Source organism: Sphingomonas sp. NFR15 (genome assembly GCF_900103265.1).
In the GTDB taxonomy this organism is placed as follows: Bacteria; Pseudomonadota; Alphaproteobacteria; order Sphingomonadales; family Sphingomonadaceae; genus Sphingomonas; species Sphingomonas pollutisoli.
On record NZ_FMWX01000007.1, the window covers coordinates 253,111 to 277,570 of the forward strand.

General features: G+C 68.4%; 21 protein-coding genes. 11 read left to right on the forward strand and 10 right to left on the reverse strand.

What is annotated here, in order from left to right:
* Positions 1 to 46 precede the first annotated feature (46 nt).
* On the forward strand, positions 47 to 961 hold the full coding sequence (locus tag BLS81_RS16325) for a methyltransferase (RefSeq protein ID WP_256326299.1): 915 nt from the start codon (positions 47 to 49) through the stop codon (positions 959 to 961).
* A gap of 58 nt (positions 962 to 1,019) precedes the next feature.
* On the opposite strand, the gene BLS81_RS16330 is transcribed toward BLS81_RS16325, so the two are convergent.
* The 3 genes from BLS81_RS16330 to BLS81_RS16340 form a co-directional block, all read right to left on the reverse strand.
* Positions 1,020 to 2,270: a dicarboxylate/amino acid:cation symporter gene (locus BLS81_RS16330; RefSeq protein WP_093225433.1), complete on the reverse strand. Its 1,251-nt coding sequence runs from the start codon at positions 2,268 to 2,270 to the stop codon at positions 1,020 to 1,022.
* Positions 2,271 to 2,355: 85 nt separating this feature from the next.
* Entirely contained in the window at positions 2,356 to 2,553 is a 198-nt protein-coding gene (locus tag BLS81_RS16335) for a hypothetical protein (RefSeq protein WP_093225434.1), read from the reverse strand.
* Positions 2,554 to 2,625: 72 nt separating this feature from the next.
* Positions 2,626 to 5,013, reverse strand: coding sequence for a membrane-bound PQQ-dependent dehydrogenase, glucose/quinate/shikimate family (locus BLS81_RS16340; protein WP_093225436.1), 2,388 nt, complete (start codon positions 5,011 to 5,013; stop codon positions 2,626 to 2,628).
* A 194-nt stretch (positions 5,014 to 5,207) separates the two neighbouring features.
* Between BLS81_RS16340 and BLS81_RS16345 the strand changes: the two genes are divergently transcribed.
* A complete protein-coding gene (locus BLS81_RS16345; RefSeq protein ID WP_093225437.1) occupies positions 5,208 to 8,324 on the forward strand; it encodes a helicase-related protein in 3,117 nt (1,038 codons plus the stop codon).
* Here BLS81_RS16345 and BLS81_RS16350 read toward each other — a convergent pair.
* Positions 8,294 to 9,034 (reverse strand): DUF72 domain-containing protein, encoded by a 741-nt coding sequence (locus BLS81_RS16350; protein ID WP_093225439.1) that lies wholly within the window; start codon positions 9,032 to 9,034, stop codon positions 8,294 to 8,296. The two genes, BLS81_RS16345 and BLS81_RS16350, sit on opposite strands and share 31 nt — an antisense overlap.
* A gap of 359 nt (positions 9,035 to 9,393) precedes the next feature.
* On the opposite strand from BLS81_RS16350, the gene BLS81_RS16355 reads away from it, so the two are divergent.
* Positions 9,394 to 10,032 (forward strand): outer membrane protein, encoded by a 639-nt coding sequence (locus BLS81_RS16355; RefSeq protein WP_093225440.1) that lies wholly within the window; start codon positions 9,394 to 9,396, stop codon positions 10,030 to 10,032.
* 70 nt (positions 10,033 to 10,102) lie between these two features.
* Here BLS81_RS16355 and BLS81_RS16360 read toward each other — a convergent pair whose 3' ends face one another.
* On the reverse strand, positions 10,103 to 10,360 hold the full coding sequence (locus BLS81_RS16360; protein WP_093225518.1) for a hypothetical protein: 258 nt from the start codon (positions 10,358 to 10,360) through the stop codon (positions 10,103 to 10,105).
* A 114-nt stretch (positions 10,361 to 10,474) separates the two neighbouring features.
* Here BLS81_RS16360 and BLS81_RS16365 point away from each other — a divergent pair, with 114 nt between their 5' ends.
* Both BLS81_RS16365 and BLS81_RS16370 read left to right on the forward strand, forming a co-directional pair.
* Complete coding sequence (locus tag BLS81_RS16365) at positions 10,475 to 12,871, forward strand: DUF3772 domain-containing protein (RefSeq protein ID WP_176787202.1); 2,397 nt, start codon at positions 10,475 to 10,477, stop codon at positions 12,869 to 12,871.
* Between the two features lie 197 nt (positions 12,872 to 13,068).
* Positions 13,069 to 13,974: an alpha/beta hydrolase gene (locus BLS81_RS16370; RefSeq protein ID WP_176787203.1), complete on the forward strand. Its 906-nt coding sequence runs from the start codon at positions 13,069 to 13,071 to the stop codon at positions 13,972 to 13,974.
* Positions 13,975 to 13,977: 3 nt separating this feature from the next.
* Here the strand turns inward: BLS81_RS16370 and BLS81_RS16375 are convergent, their stop codons facing one another.
* Positions 13,978 to 14,871 (reverse strand): diacylglycerol kinase family protein, encoded by an 894-nt coding sequence (locus tag BLS81_RS16375; protein ID WP_093225443.1) that lies wholly within the window; start codon positions 14,869 to 14,871, stop codon positions 13,978 to 13,980.
* 210 nt (positions 14,872 to 15,081) lie between these two features.
* Here BLS81_RS16375 and BLS81_RS16380 point away from each other — a divergent pair, with 210 nt between their 5' ends.
* From BLS81_RS16380 to BLS81_RS16390, 3 genes are read left to right on the forward strand one after another with little or no spacing between them, the layout of a single operon-like run.
* Positions 15,082 to 15,639, forward strand: a complete 558-nt coding sequence (locus BLS81_RS16380) for a hypothetical protein (RefSeq protein WP_093225445.1) — start codon at positions 15,082 to 15,084, stop codon at positions 15,637 to 15,639.
* Positions 15,639 to 15,893, forward strand: a complete 255-nt coding sequence (locus BLS81_RS16385) for a hypothetical protein (protein WP_143023376.1) — start codon at positions 15,639 to 15,641, stop codon at positions 15,891 to 15,893. The genes BLS81_RS16380 and BLS81_RS16385 overlap by 1 nt, the downstream gene beginning before the upstream one ends.
* A gap of 23 nt (positions 15,894 to 15,916) precedes the next feature.
* A complete protein-coding gene (locus BLS81_RS16390) occupies positions 15,917 to 16,177 on the forward strand; it encodes a hypothetical protein (RefSeq protein ID WP_143023377.1) in 261 nt (86 codons plus the stop codon).
* 5 nt (positions 16,178 to 16,182) lie between these two features.
* Here the strand turns inward: BLS81_RS16390 and BLS81_RS16395 are convergent, their stop codons facing one another.
* Positions 16,183 to 17,886, reverse strand: a complete 1,704-nt coding sequence (locus tag BLS81_RS16395; RefSeq protein WP_093225449.1) for a cation acetate symporter — start codon at positions 17,884 to 17,886, stop codon at positions 16,183 to 16,185.
* Entirely contained in the window at positions 17,883 to 18,206 is a 324-nt protein-coding gene (locus BLS81_RS16400) for a DUF485 domain-containing protein (protein WP_093225451.1), read from the reverse strand. The genes BLS81_RS16395 and BLS81_RS16400 overlap by 4 nt, the downstream gene beginning before the upstream one ends.
* A gap of 167 nt (positions 18,207 to 18,373) precedes the next feature.
* Between BLS81_RS16400 and BLS81_RS16405 the strand changes: the two genes are divergently transcribed.
* On the forward strand, positions 18,374 to 19,906 hold the full coding sequence (locus BLS81_RS16405; protein ID WP_176787204.1) for a carboxylesterase/lipase family protein: 1,533 nt from the start codon (positions 18,374 to 18,376) through the stop codon (positions 19,904 to 19,906).
* Between the two features lie 18 nt (positions 19,907 to 19,924).
* Here BLS81_RS16405 and BLS81_RS20980 read toward each other — a convergent pair whose 3' ends face one another.
* Positions 19,925 to 20,758: a hypothetical protein gene (locus tag BLS81_RS20980; protein ID WP_218123139.1), complete on the reverse strand. Its 834-nt coding sequence runs from the start codon at positions 20,756 to 20,758 to the stop codon at positions 19,925 to 19,927.
* Positions 20,755 to 21,687 carry a VOC family protein gene (locus tag BLS81_RS16415; RefSeq protein WP_093225454.1) on the reverse strand — a complete coding sequence of 311 codons (933 nt, stop codon included), beginning with the start codon at positions 21,685 to 21,687 and terminating at the stop codon, positions 20,755 to 20,757. The genes BLS81_RS20980 and BLS81_RS16415 overlap by 4 nt, the downstream gene beginning before the upstream one ends.
* A gap of 200 nt (positions 21,688 to 21,887) precedes the next feature.
* Here BLS81_RS16415 and BLS81_RS16420 point away from each other — a divergent pair, with 200 nt between their 5' ends.
* Both BLS81_RS16420 and BLS81_RS16425 read left to right on the forward strand, forming a co-directional pair.
* A complete protein-coding gene (locus BLS81_RS16420) occupies positions 21,888 to 23,174 on the forward strand; it encodes an MFS transporter (protein ID WP_093225455.1) in 1,287 nt (428 codons plus the stop codon).
* A gap of 28 nt (positions 23,175 to 23,202) precedes the next feature.
* Positions 23,203 to 24,453, forward strand: a complete 1,251-nt coding sequence (locus BLS81_RS16425; protein WP_093225457.1) for an arsenic transporter — start codon at positions 23,203 to 23,205, stop codon at positions 24,451 to 24,453.
* Positions 24,454 to 24,460: the final 7 nt, after the last annotated feature.

Consider the following 24,460-nt stretch of genomic DNA (forward strand, 5'->3'; position numbering starts at 1 on the left):
TGCCGGGGAGGCCGATACGGTTGCCTCGGGATCTGAAGACGCGGCGTTGCTGGCGCTGCTCCGGCGGCTGGATGAAGGTGGCTATGCGTTCGTCACACCGACGCCGCTGACCCATGCGCGCGTCGTGGCGCGGGCGGACCGGCAACGGGCGCGCTGTGTCCGCGATGTGCTGGGCTGGTCATTGCCGTTCGAGCGCGGCGAGATCGACGCCGAAATCGAGATGCTGCTCGACCGGGCGGGAATGTTGCACACCGACGCCGCGCTGTCGCGATCTCGCGTTCGCGTGTCGTCGCTGCACGACCGGCTGTTCCTGCATTCGGCCTATCCGACTCATGATACCGATGCGGTGTTCTTCGGCCCGGACAGTTACCGGTTCGCCGATCTGATCCGCGTGGAACTGGCTTCAATTGCCGTTCGTGCGCGGCTGCGCATCCTCGATATCGGCACCGGCTCGGGCGTCGGGGCGATCGTCGCGGCGTCGGCCTGTCGCGGTGCGCAGGTCTGCGCGACCGACATCAATCCACGCGCGCTGCGCTTCGCGCGCATCAACGCCACGGCCGCCGGGGTGACGATGGACGCGCATCACGCACCGACGCTCGACACGGTCGAGGGCGCGTTCGACGTCATCACGGCCAATCCGCCCTATATCATCGATGCGGATAGCCGCCTGTACCGCGACGGCGGCGGCATGCACGGCGCGCAACTCTCGCTCGACATGACGCGCATGGCGCTCGACCGGCTTGCGCCGGGTGGCAGGGTGATCCTGTACACCGGCAGCGCGATCGTCGAGGGTGACGATGCGCTCAAGCGTGCGCTCGCCGATGCAGCATCGGCAGGAGGATTCGGCCTCGACTATCGCGAACTGGACCCCGACGTGTTCGGCGAGGAACTCGATCAGCCGGGCTATGCCGATGTCGAGCGGATCGCATTGGTTGCAGCGGTTCTGACCCGGCCGGTCTGATGGTCCTTCCTGCGGGCTGCGGGTAGGCGATCGCTGCGCGCTGGGCCTGTCCTTCGCATCACGCGCGCCCCGCCTCCAGCACCGCGTCCTGCCCATCCGAACGCGGCTGGCGGCTCCCCACGATCCGCGCGACCGCGAGATCGGCAGTGACGTTCCCGACGGTGCGGAAGATGTCGGGGAAGGTTTCGACTGCGAGCAGCAGCGGCAGGATGCCGATCGGCACGCCCATCGCGAGGCAGACCGGGCCGATCGTCGCGAAGAACGAAACCTGCGCGGGCAGGCCGACCGCCGCGAGGCTCACCACGGCGGCGACGCACGCGCCGAGCAGCAGCACCCCGGCGCCGAGCGGGATGTCGAGCAGGTGCGCGAGGTAGATCGCCACGCCGACATTGGCGGCGGCACTGGCCGCGCGGAAGATCGACACCGCCAGCGGCAGCACCACGCCCGCCTCCGCCTTGCGGACGCCGAGCGCATTCGCCGCATCGATCATCGCCGGGAGCGAGGCGAGCGAGGACTGCGTGCTGAGCGCGACCACCTGCGCGGGCAACACCGCGCGTGCGAACGCCAGCGGCGAAACACGCCCCAGCAGCGGGCCGGCGACGTAGCAGGCGAGCGCGGTGGCGATGCAGGCGATCGCGATGACGATGACATAATGGCCGAGCGCCCCCGCCGCTCCGGCGCCCATCTTCGCGCCCACGCCGATCGCGAGCGCGCAGACGCCGATCGGCGCGAGCCACAGGATCCATTGCACGATGACGAGCATCGCCTGGACGATCGCCTTGAACACCAGGTCGAGCTGGCGCTGAAGCTCCGGCTCGATCCGGCTGATCGCGAAGCCGAACAGCAGCGCGAAGACCACCAGCGGCGTCATCGCGGTGTCGCTCGCCGCCTTGATCGGGTTGGTGGGGATGAAGCCGGTCAGCCAGTCGCTGGTCGATCCGATCGCGGGTGCGGCGTCGGCACCGGTGCGCAGGGCCGCCGCACTGGCGGGAACGGGCCAGACATCGAGCAGCGCCGTCGTCACCACCACGCTGAGCAGGCATGCCGCGACGAGCAGGATCGCGAACCAGATCAACGCGCGTATGCCGATCCGGCTGCCGCCCGCTTCACGTCCGGCGGCGACGATCCCGGTCACCAGCAGCGAGAACACGAGCGGCACGACCGTCATCGTCAAGGCGTTGAGCCACAGCGTCCCGATCGGCCGTGCCACCGCCACGACCGTTATCCCGGTCGCTGAGTCGCCGAGCAGCGCGCCCACGCCGAGGCCGAGCACGAGGCCCGCGAGAATCAGAATCGAACGAAGGTTCATGGCGGGCTCGCGGGTGGCGGGTGGGAAAGCCGCTGCGAGCGGCGCGGCGGGCGGCTGCGGTGGCCCGCCGCGCCGCGCTGGTCGGTTAGCGACGGACGCCGCGGATCGAGTTCAGTACCGCGATGGCGGCGATGCCGAGGAAGGCGGCACTCGTCCACGGACGGGCCTTGGCGAAGCTCTTGGCTTTCTCGGTAAGGGGTGCGTCACCCGAGAAGTGCTCGCGGAATGCGTCGGTCAGCGCGGTCTTGCCGTTGCTGGTCGGGGCGGCGGTTTCGTCGGCCATGAGATCCTCCTGATGCGCGGCGCGGGGGTACGCCGCTGTGCGGTGAACGCCCGGGCGGCGTGTCGGTGCCGTCTATTTCGGCAGAGCGTAAGCGATCACGTGATCGCCGAGTTTGGTGCCGAGCGAACCGTGTCCGCCCGCGACGACGACGACGAACTGCCGCCCGCTCGCCGCCGAGCGATACGACATCGGCGTCGCCTGACCGCCAGCGGGCAGACGCGCGCGCCACAGCACCTTGCCGGTGCGCGTGTCATAGGCGCGGACGTAATCGTCGATCGCCGCCGCCATGAAGGCGACGCCGCCCGCGGTCGTGATCGGTCCGCCCAGCGAGGGAACGCCGAGCTTGAACGGAAGCGGCAGGATCGTCTCGTCGCGGATCGTGCCGTTCTTGTGCTTCCACACCGTCTTGCCGGTGGTCAGATCGATCCCGGCGACATAGCCCCAGGGCGGCGCCTGGCAGGGCAGGCCGGCGAACGACAGGAACGGGTTCATGTCGACCGCGAACGGAGCGCCGGTATTCGGATTATAGCCCTGCTCGTTGGAGCCCTTGCGATCCGATCCACCCGCCGGACCGCGTTCGTTCGGGCCGCCGCTATCGTCCTTGCGCGGCACCAGCCGGTCGACGAAGGCGACGTAATTGGGATGGGCGAAGATCGCCTGACGCACCGGATCGATCGAGATGCCGCCCCAGTCCATCACCCCGAAATTGCCGGGGAACACGAGCGATCCCTTGAGCGAGGGCGGCGTGAACGGGCCTTGATAATCGAGCGACTTGAAGCGGATCCGGCACCAGAGCTGATCGAGCATCGTCGTGCCCCACATATCGGTCTCGTGCGCGCGCTGCGGCATCAGCGACACGGCGGAGAAGGGCTGCGTCGGCGCGGTGTGGTCGCCCGGCGCGGCGCCGCCGGGCACCGGGCGTTCGGGCGCGGGGAAGATCGGCACGCCGGTGCGCCGGTCGAGCACGAACAGATTGCCGGTCTTGGTTGATTGTACCAGCGCCGGAACGGCGCCGCGCCCTGGCAGGTTGAGATCGACCAGGGCGGGCTGCGCGGGCACGTCCATGTCCCACAGGTCGTGGTGGACGGTCTGGTAGATCCAGCGCGGCTTGCCGGTGGCGATGTCGAGCGCCAGCACCGAAGTCGCGAACTTCTCGGTGGTCGCCGGGCGGTTGCCGCCCCATTGGTCGACCGCGCCCATCCCCATCGGCAGATAGACGAGGCCGAGCGTTTCGTCGGCGGCCGGGGTGCTCCAGCTATTCGGCGACGACGGAGTATAATGCTTGCCGGCGCCGAGCGGTGCGGTGTCGTCAGGGTTGCCGGGATCGAAGTTCCACACCAGCCGCCCGGTCGCGGCGTCATAGCCGCGGATCACGCCCGAGGGCACTTTGGTGGAAATGTTGTCGAACACCGCGCCGCCGGTAACGACCAAGCCGCGCGCGACCAGTGGCGCGGACGTGACCTGATACCAGCCCTGATTATAGTCGGTCTGGCCGGGCAGCAGGCTGACCGTGCCGTTCCGCCCGAAGCTGCGGCACGGCGCGCCGGTGCGCGGATCGAGCGCGATCAGCCGGCTGTCGTTGGTGGCGAGGAAGATACGCTGCGGGCAATCGTCCACACGCGCCCCGGTTTTCGCCCCGTCCCAATAAGACACGCCACGACAGGTGAGGTGCTGCATGTTCGTCTTCGAGGTCGCGATCTTGGGATCGAAGCGCCAACGCTCCTTGCCGGTCTCGGCATCGACCGCGATTACCCAGTCGTGCGGTGTACACAGATAGACGGTGTCGCCGACCTTGATCGGCGTCATCTCATACGTGGTCTCGCCCGGATCGGTATCGCGCTTGCGGTCGCCGGTCTCGAGCTGCCATGCGACCTTGAGCTTGCCGACGTTGGCGGGCGTGATCTGCGTGAGCGGCGAGAATTTGTCGCCGTACCAGCTTCGCGCATAGGCTTGCCAGTCGTCGTCGGGAACCCCGTGCAGGTTCGCGGCGAGCGCGTTGCGCGGGCCGGGCAGCGTGCCTTCGAGGTCATGCACATCGCGCGCCAGCGATACGCCGCCGAACAGCGCGGCGAGCGCCAGCATCGCCGCCAGCGGCCCCGCGCCGCGCAGCCAGCCGGTACGCGGCGTGAGGCGCTTCACCGTCCACGGCAGCACGAGCAGTATGCCGAAGAGGAAGATCAGGTCGCCGCGCGGCACCAGCGGCCACCAGTCCGCGCCGATTTCGGCCCATGCCCAGACCACCGTACCGAGCACCAGCGCGGCGAACAGATGGAGCGCCGCGACGTGCCGGCACCACAGCAGCACCGCCGTCGCCAGCATCGCGAGACCGGCGACCGCGTAAAACAGGCTTCCGCCAAGCAGGATCAGCCACCCGCCGCCGACCAGATTGAGCGCCCCGACCGTGCCGATCAGCACGGCGAGGATATGCGGCAGCCGGGCAGGATGGCTGGTATGGGGCATGGGGAGACTCCGCGAAGCGACTGCCGCAATACCATCGCGGCGGCGCGATGGTTCCGCCATGCGATTCAGGTTAGCGCATCTCCCGCGTGGAACACCGTTCGCGCTCTCCTGTTCTTGCCTGCCTGAAGTGGAGAGATAATGGCCGATTCCCCGAAAAAGCGTTGTGTCGCGGAAATTTACGCGGACGCCCGCGCGTGAACCTCGCCTTCACCGCATTTCGTCTCGCCGAAATGCTGGCCGAGCCGGATGTCGTGTTCCTCGCCGACGATGAGCAACAGGCCGAGGCGCTCGCCGCCGCGCTCGGCGCGCTGCTGTCGGACGATCGCGTCATCTTCGTGCCGTCGAGTGATGCGTTGCCGGGGGACAGCTCGCCAGCGTCCCCGGCCAATACCGGTAAGCGCGTCGCGGCGCTGCGGCGGCTGCGGCTGGCGCAACAGCGGCAGGACCGCGCGCATGTCGCGCTGGTCCTGAGTGGCGAGGCGGCGGCGCGGCGCTATCCGCCCGCCGAGGCGTTCGACAGCGCGCCGCCCGAACTGCGCGCGGGCGCGTCGATCGACGCGCAGGCTTTCGCCGCGCTGGCCGAAGGTCTCGGCTATTTCGCCGACGATCGCGTCGATGAGCCGGGCGAGATGGCGATCCGCGACGCCGTGATCGACATCTATCCTGCCGATGCCGGGCTGCCGGCGCGGATCGACATCGCCGACGGGCGGATCACCGAAATCCGATCGTACGATCCCGCCACCCAGCGCACCGTCGAAACGCTCGACGCGCTCGAAATCGGTCGCGCCGCCGAGCCGCCGCTCGGCCAGGCGGTGCCGATCCTGTCGCACCTGACCACCGGCGCGATCGTGCTGGCTGACAAGGCCGACCGGCGGCGCGCGCGGTTCCTGCAACTGGCGTCGGATGCTGCGGAGCGCGGCGGCGGCGCGGTCGATGCCATCGCGGAGGCGGATTGGACGGCGGCGCTGGCGGACTGGAAGATCGCCGAAATCGGTGAGGAGTTCGAGCCTGTGCCGCGTTTCGCGGAAAAGCGCGGCGCGCTGGCCGCGCTCGCCAAGTTCGCGACGCCACGCCTCGATACGCGCGCGCTGGTGCTGGCCGGCAGCCGGCGCGACCTGCGCTTCTTGCGCGGCAAGATCGCCAAGCGGCTCGGCATCGAGATCGGCGAGGCTGACAGTCTCGCCGACCTTGCCGCGCTCACGCCCGGCGCGGCGAGCGCGATCGTGATGCCGGTCGAGTGCGGGTTTGTCGACGCGCAGCGGATCGTGATCGCTGCCGGCGACCTGCTCGGCAGCCGCGCGGTGCTCGATGATGTACCGGCGTTGGCGTCGGAGCGCTGGAACGGCGGTGTCGGCGACATTCGCATCGGCGACGTCGTCATCCACGAGGATCACGGCGCGGCGCGCGTCGCCGGCCTCGAACCCGCGCCCGAGGCGAGTGGCGCGGGCCGCGAGATGATCGCGCTCGAATATGCCGACGGCGCGCGCCGGCTGGTCGAGATCGACGATGCCGACCGGATCTGGCGCTATGGCGCGGATGCCGATGCGGTCACGCTCGACAAGCTCGACGGCTCCTCGTGGCAGAAGCGGCGCGGCACGATCCAGGCGGCGATCGCGGAAAGCGCCAGGCAATTGGCCAAGCTGGCGGCCGCGCGCGAGACGCTCACCGCGCCGGTGATCGAACCCGATCCCGCCGCCTATGAGCGGTTCGTCCACGGCTTCCCGTTCAACGAGACCGCCGACCAGGCGCGCGCGATCCATGCGGTGCGCGCCGATCTCGCCAGCGGCAAACCGATGGACCGGCTCGTCGTCGGCGACGTGGGCTATGGCAAGACCGAGGTCGCGCTGCGCGCCGCGGCGCTTGCCGCGCTCGCTGGCTATCAGGTCATCGTCGCCGCGCCGACCACCGTGCTGGTCCGCCAGCATCTCGAAAGCTTCCGCCGTCGCTTCGCGGCATCTGGCATCACCGTCGCCGGGCTCTCGCGCTTGTCGAGCGCGGCGGAGAAGAAGACGGTCAAGGCCGGGCTCGCCGACGGATCGATCCAGATTGTCGTCGGAACCGGCGCGGTGATGGGCAAGGGCGTGCGCTATGCCAAGCTAGGGCTGGTGGTGATCGACGAGGAGCAGCGCTTCGGCGCGGCTGACAAGGCGCGGCTGCGCGGATCGGGCGAGACGCATCTGCTCGCGCTCAGCGCCACGCCGATCCCGCGCACGCTGCAGATGGCGCTGGTCGGGCTCCAGCAAATCTCGGTCATCGGCACCCCGCCGGCGCGGCGCCAGCCGATCCGCACCAGCGTGGACCATTATGACGACGCGCGGCTGCGCACCGCCTTGTTGCGCGAGAAAAGCCGGGGCGGGCAGAGCTTCGTCGTGGTGCCGCGGATCGAGGACATGGCGCCGCTCGCGGAGAAACTGCGCCGCGCCGCGCCCGACCTCGCGCTGGTACAGGCGCACGGCAAGCTGCCGGCCGCCGAGATCGACGCGGTGATGGTCGGCTTCGCGGAAGGCGAGGGCGACATCCTGCTCGCCACCAACATCATCGAGGCCGGGCTCGACGTGCCGCGCGCCAATACGATGATCGTCTGGCGCGCCGACCGCTTCGGGCTGGCGCAGCTCCACCAGTTGCGCGGCCGCGTCGGGCGGGGCAACCGGCGCGGGCAGGTGATCCTGCTCACCAAGACCGAGGATGCGATCGGCGAGCGCACGCTCAAGCGGCTGCGCACGCTGGCGACGTTCGACCGGCTCGGCGCCGGCTTCGAGATCAGCGCGCGCGATCTCGACATGCGCGGTGCGGGCGATCTGCTCGGCGACGATCAGACCGGGCATATGAAGCTGATCGGCACCGATCTGTACCAGCATCTGCTCGGCGGCGCTTTGCGCGAGGCGCGGGGCGAAACGGTGGAGCACTGGACGCCCGAACTCAATCTCGGCGAAGCGGGCGCGTTCCCCGAAAGCTGGATACCCGAACCCGACGTGCGGCTGGCGCTCTACGTTCGCTACGCGCGGATCGAGGACGATGCCGCGCTCGACGCGTTCGAGGAGGAATTGCTCGATCGCTTCGGGCCGCTGCCGCCCGCCGCCGCCGCTCTGATGCTGCGCGCGCGCATCCGGATCGCCGCGCATGCGCTCAGGATCGAGCGGATCGATGCCGGCACGGCGGCGATCGCGCTCACGCCCAGGCGCGGGTTCGATGCCGATGCGAAGGCGGCGGGGCTGGACGAGAAGAACGGGCGGCTGCTGCTGCGCGAGCCCGCCGACGACCCCGCCCGTAGTGAGCGCGTTCACGCTTTGCTGGAAGACCTCGCGGCCTGAAGTGCGAGCGCGTTCGGCAGCGCCGCGCCCGAAGCGGTGTTGTCGAAGATCACCCAGCTTTCCGCCGCTTGGCCGTGTGCGATCCGCGCGGCGAGTGTCCGCACCTGCTCGTCCGAATAGGGCGAGCGATACATTCGCGGACTGCCATGGAGGCGGTGATAGGCGAGACCGCACCACCCGCCGGGGCGTGCGGCGGCCTCGCACAAAGCCGGATCGGCGGCGACACGGGCGATGTGGTGTTCGGCGAGCAAAGCGTCGGCTTCGGGTTCGAACCAGGATGGATGCCGCGGCTCACACACGGCTCGCGCGGGAATCGTCCGTGCCAGCGTCGCGAAGAAATCAACCGCGACCGCCCGGTCGAACACGAGGCTCGGCGGAAGCTGGACTAGCAGCGGACCGAGATGCTCCGCGAGCGGTGCGATCTGTCCGGCGAACGCGCTCAGCAGGTCGTCGCACCCGACCAGCCGGGCGCCGTGGGTGATCGTCTTGGGCAGTTTCACGGCGAAACGGAAATCGGCCGGAACGCTCGCCGCCCAACGCGCGAAAGTCGATGGGCGATGCGGGCGGTAGAACGTGCTGTTGATCTCGACCGCGCCAAGTCGCGCGGCATAGCGTTCAAGCCCGCTGCCTTGGGCAGGAAAGTCGCCGCGTGTCGCGGCCGAGATCGCCCAACCTGCCGTGCCGATCCTGAAAGCCGTTCCCGTCACCATTGCACCATATCCGCAATACCTTGCATCATATTGGAATAACGCAAAGTTCCTGTTGCTGCTGGAACGGCGGGCGGACGCCGGGGGTTGCGTGTTCCAATGCGTTGCTTGCCGGCCGAAACCGGCATCCGGTCTCTGCGCCACACTTTCGTCCTGAGGCGCCTGAGCGTACGCAGGCCACAAAGTCGCCGCCTTTCGTTCATCCTGCCGCAAGAAACCGTTGCAGAAATGTGACAAATTCGGCGGTTGCCGATTAATCGCCGTTGCAGTGCAACAACCGCGGTCGAACCTAGTTCAGTGGGCCTCGGGACACCGGACGCCTCGGCGGCCAGCCCGACGTGTCAGATTAAAAGGTCATAAAGATGCTGAAACTTAAACTCGCCGCCGCCGCTCTGGCCGTCTTCGCAGCCGCTCCGGCTGTCGCTCAGGATACGGCGGCTCCGGCCGGGACCGAGACCGCGCCCGACGGCACCAAGGCGTTCGGGATCGAGCCGTATGTCGGCGTGATGGGCGGCTGGGAGCAGTTCGACAACGAGCCGAATCACGGCATCCCGCGCGCGCTGAACGCCAATGGTTCGCTGCGGAACAACTATCGCCTCGCCGGCGCGCTGGTGCAGGGCGTCGCGGGCGTCAACGTTCCGCTCGGGCCGGTGTTCGTCGGTGTGGAAGGTAGCGTCGCCAAGGGCGTTTCCGGCAACATCGACTGGGAATATGGCGCCGCCGGCCGCTTCGGTGTCCGCGCCGGCGATAGCGGCATGTTCTACGGCAAGGTCGGCTATCAGTGGGTCGATTTCGACCATTATTCGACCTATTCGACCGGCAACCGGAACAAGAAGAACTATAACGACATGACCTACGGGATCGGCACCGAGTTCGGCCCCAAGGACATCGGCCTGAAGGGCATCACCGGCAACGCGGGCTTCCGTATCCGCGCGGAGGTCAACACCTATGGCGATTTCCACAGCTTCCGCCCGATGATGGGCGTCATCACGCACTTCTAAGCCGTCCGGCTTGGTGTGCCTGGAAGGGGCGGGGGATGCGACATTCCCCGCCCCTTTATCATGCCCGGTCTCAGAGGCCGACCTTCTCAAGTGCGGACGCGAGTTCGACGTCGATCTCGGTACCGCCCTTGGGTGTCAGGCGGTTGAGCGCGGTCTGGACCCGTTTCTGCGCGACCTGCAGCGTCTTGTGTCGCACATCGCGGATCGCGTTGGTGCGCCACGACCGGCTTTCGCCGAGCAAAGCGGCCCATTTGGCCTCCTCCGCCGCCAGGATCGCGAGCGCGAGGCGCAGGCCGTCCCGCTGGCCATGCGCGTAATCGTCGGACATCAGGCACCTCCATCACACGCGTCACCGCACCGCCTACCGGATCGGCGCGGATCGAGCCATAACGCGATGCGCGTTCCATCTGGGCTTGGCGTTTGGCAGGCGATAGGGAGCGGCATGATTTCGCGCTTCCTCGTGCCGCTGCTGTCCATGCTGCTGGCGATCACCCCCGCCGTCGCGCAGGATGTCGATCCGATCATCGCCGCCACCCGCGCGCTCGACAATGACGGTCGCGAATTCGACGCGGTCGATTCCGCCTTCAACGGCCATACCGATCCGGTCGAGGCCGAGGCGTTGCAGGACCGGGCGATCGCGGTGAAGCAGGATAGCGCGATGCAGGTCGCCGCGCTGTCGGCACAGCTCCAGCTCATCGACGCGCGCGTCGCGCAGCTCGGGCCGGTCACGCCCGGCGTGATCGAGACGCCGGACATCCAGGCGCAGCGCAAGTTGCTCACCCGCCAGCGCTCGGTCGTCGATTCGGCGATCAAGCGCGGCAAGTTGCTCGGCACCGAGGCGGATCAGCTTTCCGCCGAGATCGGCCGCAGCCGCACCGAAGCCTTTTCGGAGCGGATGTCGGTGCAGGTCGCCTCGCCGCTGACGCCGGATTTCTGGGGGCCTTTGATTCGCTCGCTCCCGCGTGACGGGCGGCGGCTGAGCGCCTTCGTCGGCGCCGAGGCCGACGCGATCAGGACCCGCGCGCTGCGCGGTGGCCTGCCGGCGGCGCTGTTCGGCCTGATCGTCGGCATCGCGCTGATCTGGCCGGTGCGGATCGGGCTGCGCGCGGCGGGGCGGCGCTACGTCATCGAGCGGGTGCCCGGCAATCGGATCCGACGTTCGGGTCTCGCGCTGTGGCTTACGTTCGTTGGCACGCTGGTGCCGTGGCTGGCTTCGGTCGCGGTGGTGAGCGGGCTGCGCGCGGGCGGCATGATCGCGCCGGCCTGGGACAAGCTGGCCGCGAACTTCGAACAGACCAGCTTCGTCGCCGCGCTGATCGCGGCGCTGGGCGGCGCGCTGCTCCAGCGCCGCCAGGCATCGTGGCGTTTGGTCGATCTCACCGACGAAAGCGCCAACCGCCTGCGCCCGTGGACTTTCGCGGCGGCGGCGGTGACGATGCTGAGCGTGCTGCTGCTCGCGGTGCGCAGCGGCGTGGGCGCGAGCGGCCCGGTGCAGGCGGTGACCGAAGCCTTCGCCACGGTCCTCTATCTCATGCTCGTGCTCGGCATCCTGCTGACCGGCGCGCGCATGCGCGCGACCGCAGCGCGGACGGCGGACGAGGAGCGTGGCGATCAGTCGATCGTCGCCTTCCTCTCGCTCACCACCTGGGTGGTGCTGGCGGTATCCGCGGTGTCGCTCGCCACCGGATATGTGGCGTTTGCCTATTTCCTCGCGCGGTTCACGGTCTGGATCGCGGTGGTCGCGGCGGCATTATATCTGCTGTTGGTGGGCATCGACGACATTTGTTCGACGGTGTTCCGCCGCGACGGCAAGCTCGCCGACGCGGTCCATCACGGTTTCGGGGTGCGCCGCAGCCTGATCGACCAGTTCGGTGTGGCCCTGTCCGCGCTGCTCCGGCTGGTGATGATCCTGCTGGCGATGGGCCTCGTGCTGTTTCCGTTCGGATCGGACATCCCGACTCTGTTCGGGCAGATCAGCCGGATCGCGCAGGGTATCACGATCGGCCAGGTGACGATCTCGCCGAGTGCGATCCTGCGCGCGGCGGCGGTGCTCGCGGTGGGGCTGTTCGTGATGCGCGGCATCCAGAAGTGGCTGACCACGCGTTATTTGCCGGCGACCGAGCTCGACGCGGGCGCGCGCAACTCGATCGCGATGGTCGCGCGCTATATCGGGCTGATCCTCGTCGTGCTGTGGTCGCTGGCATCGCTCGGCATAGGCGTGGAGCGGATCGCGCTGCTGCTCTCGGCGCTGTCGGTCGGCATCGGCTTCGGTCTGCAGGCGATCACGCAGAATTTCGTCTCCGGCCTGATCCTGCTCGCCGAGCGCCCGGTGAAGATCGGTGACTGGGTGCGGATCGGCGATCAGGAGGGCGACGTGAAGCGGATCAGCGTGCGCGCCACCGAAATCCAGATCGCCGACCGCTCGACCCTGATCGTGCCCAATTCCGAGCTCATCACCAAGTCGATCGTCAACAAGACGCTGTCCGATCCGATCGGGCGGATCCAGTTGCAATTCTCGGTGCCGATGGGGAGCGACATCGCGCAGGTGCGCGCGATGCTGATGGCGATCTACGACGCGCAGCCGGCGGTGCTAGACGATCCCAAGCCGGTGCTGTTCATCGACTCGCTCGTCGATGGCCGCATCAATTTCAACAGCTTCGCCTATGTGAACTCGCCACGCGCGGTGTATCCGACGCGCAGTGACATCTGGTTCGAACTGCTTACCAAGCTGCCGGAAGCCGGCATCGAGCTGGGCACCATGCCGCAGCAGGTGCAATGGATCGGCGCGCAGCCGACCGGCGCGCAGGGCGTGATCGGCGGAACGGGCGGAACGCCGTAGGCGCGCGCCGACTTCGGCGTTGGCACCGGGCGCGAAATCGCGCAAATCCGTGTTCAGACCCAAGATTAACGGGCGAAGAAGCGGAGAGATGCATGCGGACCCGATCGTCGACCCTGATCGCCATGATGCTCGCTGCCGCTGGCCCAGCGCGAGCCGATGACGTTCATATCGCGCCACCCTATCGGGATGCGCCGGAAATGACGGCACGCGCGGGCGAGTCCAAGGGAACGTTGCGAAGTTTCATCATGACCTCGCGCGAGAGCCGGATCTATCCGGGCATTCGCCAGCGCGACACCGAGGCGACGCGCCGGCGCGACCCATATGGCAACCGGCTCGCCGCGCCCGAAGCGGCGCAGTCCGAACCGGCGCCGTATCGACGCGAGGTTTTCGTCTATGTTCCCGCCGGGTATCGGCCGGGCACCAAGGCGCCGCTGCTGGTGGTGCAGGACGGGCGCGACTATGCGGCACGGGTGGCGGCGGCGCTCGACGGCTTGATCGCGCGGCATCGCGTGCCCGCGATGGTGGCGGTGATGATCCAGTCCGGCGGTGGCGACGCGCAAGGGTCCGAGCGCGGGCTGGAATATGATACCGTGTCGGACCGTTACGCGCGGTTCGTCCAGACCGAGGTGCTGCCGCGTGTGGAACACCTCTACGGCGTTCGCTTCACCGACGATCCTGCCGGCCGCGCGGCGATGGGCGGCAGCTCGGGTGCTGCGGCCGCATTCACGATGGCCTGGTTCCATCCCGAGTGGTTCGGCAAGGTGCTGTCCTATTCGGGAACGTTCGTGAATCAGGCGTCGCCCGCCGATCCCACGACACCGCACGGTGCCTGGGATTATCATGACCGGCTGATCCCGGCGGCGCCGGCGAAGCCGATCCGCATCTGGATGGAGGTGGGCGAGCGCGACCTGCACTGGCAAGACCCGGAAACCACCTATCACAATTGGCCGATGGCCAATGATCGCATGGCGGCGGCGCTCCGCGCCAAACGGTATGACTATCGGTACGTGACCGCCGCCGGCGCGGTGCATGTCGATGGCGACGTGATCGCACAGACCTTGCCCGGCGCGCTCGAATGGCTGTGGCGCGGCTATCCGCGCTGAGGATCAGGAGGCGGCCACGGCCACTTCGATCGCGGCCGGGGCGACCTTCGCCACGATGGGGGTGCAGGCGAGGACTTCGCCGTCGATCGAGATGCGTTGTGGCGGCCGCGTCGTGATGCGGAAGCACTTGCCCCGGAAATCCCGGCTGCATGCGTCCCGATTGCGCAGCTTGAAGAATTTGGCGAACCAGTCCTGCGCCAGCGCCAGCTTGCTCTCCCCCACGACGGCCTGAATCAACAGGTCGCGTGAAACCACCCCGCCTTTGTCCGAAAGCTCCACACCGCCGTGGTGCGTGCCGTTCAGGATGCGGACGTCGGTCGCCCACAGCCTGTGCGTCCGGGAACCGTCGTCGAGTTCCAGCCGGAACGCCTTGAAGCTCACTGCGGACTTGAGTGCCCAGGCCAGATAGCCGGCACGACCGGCATATTTCTTGAGCTTGTGCGGCACCGTCTCGCCGATCATCGTCGACAGGCCGATCGACGCGCCGTTCACGAAATAATCCTGGTCGATCATGCCGAGATCGACTCGCTTCCTGCGACCCGTGGCGATCACATGTATCGCGGCATCGAGGTCGAGCGGCAGATCGAGCGAGCGCGCGAAGCTGTTCGCCGTACCGAGCGGAAGAACGCCGAACACGCAATCCTTGCCGACCAGTTCATCGACCACGCCTGCCAAAGTGCCGTCGCCGCCGCCCACGATCACCATCGGCGTGCCCTTCGCCACCGCCGCGCGCGTGACCGCGGCGAGTTCCTTCGGCTCCTCGATGGCGTGCGTCGCGAGGAGCGTCACGCCCGCCGCCGCGAGCTTGGTACGCGCGGCATCGTAGAGATCCTGCCCTTTGCGCGAATGCGTGTTGACGATCAGCGTGGCCTCGCGCGGCAGCGGTTTCATTTCCATGCTGCAACAACGCGAGACGTGCGCACCGGCTCCCGGCGGCGACGCGAGGGAATCTGCAATCCTTACGCAAATGCTATGGCGCGGCCCGGAATCGCTCTCGAATTGCTATGCGGCGACGCATAATTCGTTGCACGCATGACCGAGCGCCCGCCTTCATCGCGCTGTTTCCACGGTGTCCGGCGGCGTCGTGCGTCTTCGCTCAGCAACAGCATGAGGAACATCGCCGTGGCGTTGGTTTGCACGCCGGAGCCCGACCCTGAGACTCGCCAGGTCGGGCAGGATGCCGCCGGGCACTGGCTGGTTCAGGACAGCGGTCGGCGCGCCGCACGCCTCGCGCCGCCGCCGGTCTGCGAGGACGCGCGCTGGCCTGCAGTGCTCGCCGCGCTCGCCGAGCTGCGGCACGCCAACCGCCACAGCATCCGCATCCTCGACATGGACTGCGGCGCCGGCAGCGTGCTGCTGCACGCGGTCCGTCACGCCCGCGCGCTCGGCTTCACCGCGATCGAGGCGCGCGGCGTCGATGGCGTGCCGGCGCTGATCGGCCGCGCCCGCGCCGCCGCCGCCGCGCTGATCGATCCGGCGATCGGCATCAGCTTCGAGACCGCAGACCTGATGACCGCGCTCGTCGCCGAGCACGACTTCCCGGCGGACATCCTGCTCTGGCATGGCCACGCCGCCGGGATCGAGCAGCCGGTCGTGGTCCGCGCCGTCGCCGCCGCTGCCCATCGGATCATCACCGATGCGCCGGCGCGGTGCGGAGCGCGCTGATGACTCGCCGTGATCTCGCGTGGCGCTGCGGCGGCGCTGTCCTGTTCGGACTCGCGTGCGCGAATGCGCTGGTCGATCGCCAGAGCAACGGCGGGGTGGATGGCGTGGTTCGCTTCGTACTCGCCATTTTTGCGATCGTGCTGATGCTCCAGGGCAAGCGTGTCGCGCTGCTGGTCCGGATCGAGCGCAGCCGTCACCGCCTGCTCGCCTCGGCGATCCGCGCGCGCCGGCGTGCCGCGCGCCCGCATCGATGACCGCGACCGATCGTCGACCTCGCATGACGCGCCTTCTCCACGCGCGTGCGCTGGCGGTGCGGGGCGGCGGGGTTGCGGGCTGTCTGGCGGCGTATTTCGCGATCGGCGCGGTGGCGCGGGTCGATGCCGCCGCGCCTCGGCTCGCACTGGCCGCGATCGGCTTCCTATGCGGCAGCCTCGGCAGCGCGCTGCTTTGGCTCGGCGATCATGTCTTCGATCGAGTGGCTGTCAGCGATCGGTGGCGGCGGCAGCGATCGACGCCACCGCCTGATCGTCGCGTCTAGCGTGCTCAGTGATCCGCCGGGCGGTGGACGTCGATGCCCGTCTCGGAGCGCACGCGCTGCGCCGGGTAGCCGGCGCGGTCGATCGCGGCGCGCGGCGAGCGATCGAGCGTCGAGATCAGCCAGATCGCAACGAAGCCGGCCGGCACCGAAAACAGCGCGGGCGAGCTGTACGGGAAGATCGCGTGTTCGAACCCGAACACCGCGACCCAGATCACCGGTGACAGCACGGTCAGCCCGAACGCGCTGAGCAGCCCGATCGCGCCGCCCCAGGCGGCTCCTTGCGTTGTGCAGCCCTTCCACAGCAGCGACATCACCAGCACCGGGAAATTGCCCGACGCCGCCAGCGCGAACGCGAGGCTGACCATGAATGCGACGTTCTGCTTCTGGAAGATGATGCCGAGGATGATGGCGGCGATGCCAAGCAGCACGGTGGTGATCCGCGACACGCGCAGCTCCTTGGCCGGCTCGGCATGCCCCTTCCGGATAACGCTGGCGTAGATGTCGTGCGAGATCGCCGAGGCGGCCGACAGCGTCAGCCCGGCGACCACCGCGAGGATCGTCGCGAACGCGACCGCGGAGATGAATCCGAGGAACAGGTTGCCGCCGATCGCATGGGCGAGGTGCATCACCGCCATGTTGTTGCCGCCGAGCAGCGCGCCCGCGCCATCGACATAGGCCGGGTTGAACGAGATCAGCACGATCGCGCCGAAGCCCAGGATGAAGGTCAGCGCGTAGAAATAGCCGATCCACACCGTCGCCCACAGGATCGACTTGCGCGCCTCGCGCGCGTCGGGAACGGTGAAGAAGCGCATCAGGATATGCGGCAGACCCGCCGTGCCGAGCATCAGCGCAAAGCCGAACGACAATGCCGAGATCGGGTCTTTGATGAACCCGCCCGGCCCCATGATCGCGCGGCCTTTCGCTGCGGCGTCGGCCGGCGACAGCCCGGTTTCCAGCGCGAGCCGGGTTTTCACCGCGACCGCGCGCGCGAACAGCGTCTCGAACGAGAAGCCGACGTGCGACATCACGCCGAGCACGAGGAAGGTCGCGCCGCACAACAGCATCACCGCCTTGATGATCTGCACCCAGGAGGTCGCGCGCATGCCGCCGAACAACACGTAAACCATCATCAGCCCGCCCACGACGATGATCGCGTAGAGATAGGGCAGGCCGAACAGCAACTGGATCAACTGCCCCGCGCCGACCATCTGCGCGATCAGGTAGAAGGACACGACCAGCAACGTGCTCACCGCCGAGAAGCTGCGCACCGGCCCTTGCAGGAAACGGTATGAGGCGACATCGGCGAAGGTGAAGCGGCCGAGGTTGCGAAGCTTCTCCGCGACGAGGAACAGCACGATCGGCCAGCCGACGAGGAAGCCGATCGCGTAGATCAGCCCGTCATAGCCGTCGTTGAAAATCTGCGAGGTGATACCGAGGAACGACGCCGCCGAGCAATAGTCGCCCGCCATCGCTAGCCCGTTCTGGAAGCCGGTGATGCCGCCGCCGGTGTAGAAATCGGATACGGTGCGCGTGCGTCGCGCGGCGGCGGCGGTGACCCACAAGGTGATCCCGACGAAGCCGAGGAACATCAGGATCGCCGTCCAGTTGGTCGATCGCGCCACCACCGCGCCCGAGAGCGCCGCGTTCGCGACCGAGGCCCAGCCGAGCAGCGCGAACGCGAGGGCGCCCCGTGCGAGCCGCGCCGTCACGCGATACTCTCCAACAAGGCGGCGAGCCGCGCGTCGTAGCTGCCGTTGGCGCGCCAGACATATACCGCGCAGATCACGACCGTTCCCACCAGCATCGCCACGCCGAGCACGACCGCGATGCTGGTCGCGCCGCCGGCGATGGGTTGTGCCATCAGCGGCTTGTCGAACGCGATCAGCGAAATGAAGCTGGTATAGACGATCACGGTGATCGCCGTCAGCGTCCAGGAGAAGCGTTGTCGGTCACGCACCAGCGCGCGGTAGCGTGGGTCGGTTGTGATCCGCGCTTCGCGGGCGGTGTCGGGGACGGAGTGTGGCGTCATGCCGCATCATCGGCGAGGACGGCCGCGATGGCAACGCCTGCCGGGATAACGGTCGATTTGCCGTGCTAAGCCTCTGAAATCTCTGGCGTGAATGTGTCTGCTGGGGCAAGCTCGTCGCAACGGATGGCATGCGGGCGCCGCACGCCGCGAAATGGAGAGATCGACCGATGAAGGTGCGCTTGCTGACTCTGCTGGCTGGCTTCGTCGGCTCCGCCGCATCGGCCGCCCCGGTCGTGAACATCGCGCAAGGCCGGCTGGAGGGCACCACGACGCGAGGGGTGTCGGTGTTCAAGGCGATCCCCTATGCCGCGCCCCCCGTGGGCGACCTGCGCTGGCGCGCGCCGCAGCCGCCACGCACTTGGCCCGGCGTGCGGGCGGCGACCGCGTTCGGGCCGGTATGTCCACAGGCGCCGGTGGGATGGGCCGGGCATGATCTCGATCGCACGAGCGAGGATTGCCTCACGCTGAACGTGTGGACCCCGCGCATGGCGACCGTTGCCCGCCTGCCGGTGCTGGTGTGGTTTCATGGCGGCGGATACACCGCCGGCGCCGGCTCGCAGCGGACCTATGAAGGCTCCACGCTGGCGCGGCAGGGCGTGGTGATCGTCACCATCAACTATCGGCTCGGCGTGTTCGGCTATCTAGCGCATCCGGCGCTGAGCAAGGAATCACCTTACGCCAGGTCGGGCAATTACGGGCTGCTCGATCAGATCGCGGCGCTGCGCTGGGTGCGCGCGAACATCGCCAAATTCGGAGGAGATCCGGCGAACGTGACCGTGTCGGGCCAGTCGGCGGGCGGCGGCTCGGCGATGCTGGTGACGGTGTCTCCGCTGGCGCGCGGGCTGTTCCGCAAAGCGATCTTCGAAAGCGGCGCGGCGCTTGGCATACCGGGGGCAGGGAGCGACGTCGGCCTCGCCTCGGCCGAGCAGGCCGGCGTGGCGTTTGCGCAGCGGCTTCACGCCGGCACGATCGCGCAGCTTCGCGCGATGCCGGCGGCGGCGCTGATCGCGACGGTCGCGCCGCGCATCGCCACCGCGCCGATCCGCGACGGCAAGATCGTGCCCCTGGACATCACGGCAGCCTATCGGAGCCGCCGCGATGCCGGCGTGCCGGTCCTGCTCGGCTGGAACAGCAACGAAGCGGCGCGCTTCCGGGATGGCGGCACGCTGGCCGACTACCTCGCCGACACCCGCCAAACCTATCCGGTCATCGCGCCCGAACTGTTGCGGCTGTATCCCGCGAACAGCGATGCGACGGCGCCGCGCGCCGCGCGGAACCTGATGAGCGATATCAGCTTCGGCTGGCGGAGCTGGAGCATCGCCGAGGCGCGCGCGATCGGAGGGACGGCGCCGGTGTTCCTGTATCAGTTCGACAATCCGCCGCCTCGCGCGGACGGATCGCGCAGCGACGGCGCGGTGCATTCCGACGAGCTCGATTATGTCTGGGGCAATCACGATCCGGCACGGCGCTGGACCGCGGCGGACACCGCGCTGGCCGGCGTGATGCAGCGTTACTGGGTTACCTTCATGCGAAACGGCGATCCGAACGGCCCCGGCCTGCCGCGCTGGGCGCCCTATGCGGGTGGACGAACGGCACTGTGGTTCCGCCCGGCGGGCCTGAAGAACGCGCGGCCGCTGCGCGCGGCCACACTCCGCGCGCTCGATCAGGTGCTTCATAACGAAGACAATCCCCGCCGCTGAGCCGAGATCGGGCGTGCCTCAGCGTACTCGCCCGGCGCGGTTCTCCAGCGCGACGTTCGACAGCGTCGCCGTCTCGACCACGCCCGGAAGGTGCGAGGCGAAGCCGATCCCGACGTAGAAGGTTGCCGCAACGGAGAGCGTGATCGGCGCGCCATATTGGTGCATCGGCTCGCCTTGCTCGCTCACCCAGAGCGTAAACTGGTCGCCGCGCTTCTCGATGCCGATGCGCTTGACGTGCAGCGTCACCAGGCTGTCGGGCGACTTGCCACCCGGCAACCCGCCACGGCTGCCGATGCGATATTCCATGTCGCTGATCCGCTTGCCGGGGGCGGCGCGCTGCGCGAGGTGGATCATGCCGTCACCGTGCAGCGCGACGAACGCCTCCTTGGCATCGTCTTCCAGCGACTGGCGGATCACCAGCAGCGCCTTGTGGTCGCCGAACCCGCCCGCCGGATAGGCGATGTCCGCCGCCATCGAGACATCGCCCGACATCTTTTTGAACAGAAAGCGGAATTCGTCGCGCGTGTACCAGACGTTATAGCCCGCCGAGTGGATCGTGTAGGTGCCGTTCGCGAAGCTCGCGCTGCCGGGCGCGACCGCCGCGCCGACATCGGCTTGCCCCTCGAACACGCCGACCGGCGTGGCCTCGACGCGGCTGTCGCGGTGGAAGCCGGGCGGGGGGCCGACTTGCGTGTGTGTGGTCGATTGCGGATAGGCCCAATCGGGCGCGATCGGCGCGCCGGGCGGACTGTTCTGAAGCGAACTGCCCGGCACATCGGCGTGTTCCTGCGCCGATACCGGCACGGCGAGGGCGGCGAGGGCGATCAGCCGAATGCGCGTTCCGGCCCTCATTTCTCCGGGTCCGCCGCCACGAACGGCGAGCAGCAGGGCTTGCCGATGGCGTGCAACTCCATGATCTCGGCGCGGGTGCCGTCGGGATCGAGCAGGTTGAGCTGCCATTTGGCGTCGCGGCCGATCTTGGGCGTCTGTTGCTGGCCGTCGAGCCGTTCGCCGTTCCACAGCAAGGTATAGGCCGCGCGGATATCGGGCACGCCGAGCGCGAAATGGTTGAGCACGCCCAAATTCGCCGCGCTCATGTCGGCGGGGATGCCGGTGGCGTCCGGGGTGCCGATCACCATATATTCGATCCAGTCGCGCCCGTCGGGAAGCTGGAGCGAGATCCAGGTCGGGTGATCGTCGCGCATCCCGCCTTCCCAATAGGGCTTGAACCCGAGGATCTGTTTGTAGAACCTGTCCTCGTTCGGGCGATTGTGGATGACGAAGCCGGCGTGCATGACATGGCTCGACAGCGGGTTGGCCGGCACGGCGGGCGGCGTCGCCGGCGGCTGCATGAATTGAACCGTCGTTCCCTCCGGATCGGTCACGGCGAACCAGCGGCCGCCGTCGGGCGCGGTGGTGAGCCGCGCGGGAACCTTGACGCCCTTCGCCGAGAGGTATTTTCGCATACCCTCGGCGTCGGGCGTATCGAACGCGATATGCGCGAGCCGGTTGATCGAGCGATAGCCGGGTGGCAGCGGCAGCACCTCGACGAACTGGGTGGGTGCGAAATGATAGCGTGCGCCCGTCGTGTCTTCGGGATCGGGCAGTTTCACCGCCCCCAGATCATGGACGTAGAACCGCTCGCTTTTTGCGACGTCGCTCGAATAGACCGCGATGTGCGACACGCTGGCGAGCGGCGGGCGCGCCGGCGCCCGCGCGATCGCCGATGCCGGCAGCGCGAGCGCTACCAATACGGCGCTCCAGTGGATCCTCGGTCTCATGAACCCTCTCCTGATTTGTCTTGTCGTTAGCGTTCCCGTACCGCGTTCCGTCTGCGCTGTCGCCCGAATAGCGGCGCAGCCGATCGAACGGGGCGGCTGCAAATGGCAAGGTGGGCCTTGCCAAAATTGATCGAGATAAGGTTCGGACCGGATATTTCCCCCATCCCCGGAGTTGGGCGCTGACCAGCAGGGGGAAGAGCATGACGGCGACGGCCTTTTCGCGAATCGGCACCCCGCAAGGGTCCGCGGGAGCGGAGCGGAAGCGCGCGACCGGGGCGCTTCAGGCGCTCAACTTCTTCATGGCCGACATGCAGGCAGGGATCGGCCCGTTCCTCGGCGTGTTTCTCCAGCAGCGTGGCTGGGCGACCGGCCCGATCGGAACGGTGATGACGATCGGCGGCGTGGCCGGCATGGTCATGACCGTCCCGGCGGGCGCCTTCATCGATCATACCGAGAAGAAACGTTGGGTCGTCGTCATCACAGGCATCTGCACGGTGCTGGCGTCGTTCCTGATCTTATGGTCGCATTCCTGGGCGGTGGTGACGGTAAGCCAGGTGGCGACGGCGGTCGCCGGCGCGGCGATCGGCCCCGCCGTCACCGGCATGACGCTCGGCGTCGTGCGGCAGAGCGGCTTCAACGCTCAGAACGGCCGCAACCAGGCCTGGAACCACGCCGGGAACATGGTCGGCGCGGGATTGTCCGGCTGGCTCGGCTGGAAATATGGGATGCCGGCGATCTTCTATCTCGCCGCCGCTTTCGGCGTGCTCGCGATCGTCACCGTGCTTTCGATCCCCGAGCGCGCGATCGATCACCGCGCGGCGCGTGGGCTCGAGACGGAGAAGGATGGCGACGGCACGCATCGCGGCCAGGCCGAGGGCTTCAGGACTCTGCTCGGCAACAGGCCGATGCTGATCCTCGCCGCCGCATTGGCCTGCTTCCACCTCGGCAATGGTGCGATGCTGCCGCTCTATGGCATGGCGGTGGTCGGGGCGGGCAAGGGAAATGCGGCGATGTTCACGGCGACGACGGTGATGGTTGCGCAGGCGGTGATGATCGTCGCGAGCCTCGTCGCGATGAAGGTCGCCGCCGGGCGCGGCTATTGGCTGGTGCTGCTGATCTCGTTCGCAGCGTTGCCGCTGCGCGGGTTCCTCGCGGGATCGTTCATCGAACATTGGGGCGTGTGGCCGGTGCAGGCGCTCGACGGGATCGGCGCCGGCCTGCAGAGCGTCGCCGTGCCCGGCCTCGTCGCCTGTCTCCTCGACGGTACCGGGCGCGTGAACGTCGGGCAGGGCGCGGTGATGACCGTTCAGGGGATCGGCGCGAGCCTGTCGCCAGCGATCGGCGGATGGCTCGCGCAGCTTCTCGGCTATCACGCCGCGTTCTTCATTCTCGGCAGCTTCGCCTTCGCCAGCCTCGCGTTGTGGCTCGGCTTCGCCGGCACGCTGCGCCCGGCCTGTTCCGGCATGCGGGCGGCCGCCGCACGATGAACGTCCCTCGAAAGCACGGTCGCGATCGATGACGGTGGGGACGTTCACGACCTGGGCGATCGCGGGCCTCGCCACGGCGGGCGTGATCGCGCGTCCGATGCGCTGGCCCGAGTGGATCTGGGCGTTGGCGGGCGCGGCGCTGCTGATCCTGCTCGGGCTGATGCCGGCGGCGGCGGCGGGCATGGCCGTTGCCAAGGGGCTGGATGTCTATCTGTTCCTGATCGGCATGATGCTGCTCAGCGAAGCCGCGCGCGAACATGGCGTGTTCCACTGGGTGGCGGCGACGGCGGTCAACCACGCCGGGCGATCACGCGCGCGGCTGTTCGCCCTGGTCTATGGGACCGGCGTCGTCGTCACGACCTTCATGTCCAACGACGCGACGGCCGTGGTGTTGACCCCGGCCGTATTCGCCGCCGCCAGGAAGGCGAAGGCGGACCCGTTGCCGCTGCTGTTCGCCTGCGCGCTGATTGCCAATGCCGCGAGCTTCGTGTTGCCGATCTCGAACCCGGCCAATCTCGTTCTATACGGCGGACATATGCCGCCGCTGGCGCAGTGGCTGCGATCGTTCGCGCTGCCCTCGCTCGCGTCGGTCGCGGTGACGTTCGTCGCGCTGCGCGTGATCGAGCGCGAACGGCTGGCGGGCGATTGCGAGAGCGACGTCGCGCGGCCGGCGCTGTCGATCGGCGGGAAAGTCGCCGCGGCCGGCATCCTGTCGACGGCCGCGCTCCTCGTGACGGTCTCGGCGCTCGACCGGCAACTCGGCCTGCCCGCAGCACTCGCCGGAATCGTCACGGCCGCGAGCGTGTCGGGGCTCGCCCGCCGCTCACCGATGATCCTGGTGCGCGGGGTGTCGTGGGGCGTGCTGCCGCTGGTCGCGGGACTGTTCGTGCTGGTCGAAGCGCTCGACCGTACCGGTGTGATCGGGCTGGTCGCGGCCGCGCTTCGCGGGACCACGGGCGATCCACGCGGCGGCGCCGCGGCCTCGGGCGCGATCGTGGCGCTGGCCTCGAACCTCATGAACAACCTGCCGGCCGGGCTGATCGCCAGCACGGCGGTGGCGCAGGCGCATCCACCCGCCGTCGTCACGGACGCCCTGCTGATCGGGGTCGATCTCGGCCCCAATCTGTCGGTGACGGGGTCGCTCGCGACGATCTTGTGGCTTCAGGTGATCCGGCGCGAGGGGGAGGATGTCGGGTTCCGCGCGTTCCTCAAGGTCGGCGCGGTGACGATGCCGTTGGCTCTGGTCGCGGCGCTCGGCGTGCGTCTCGCGCTTGGCTGACGCATCG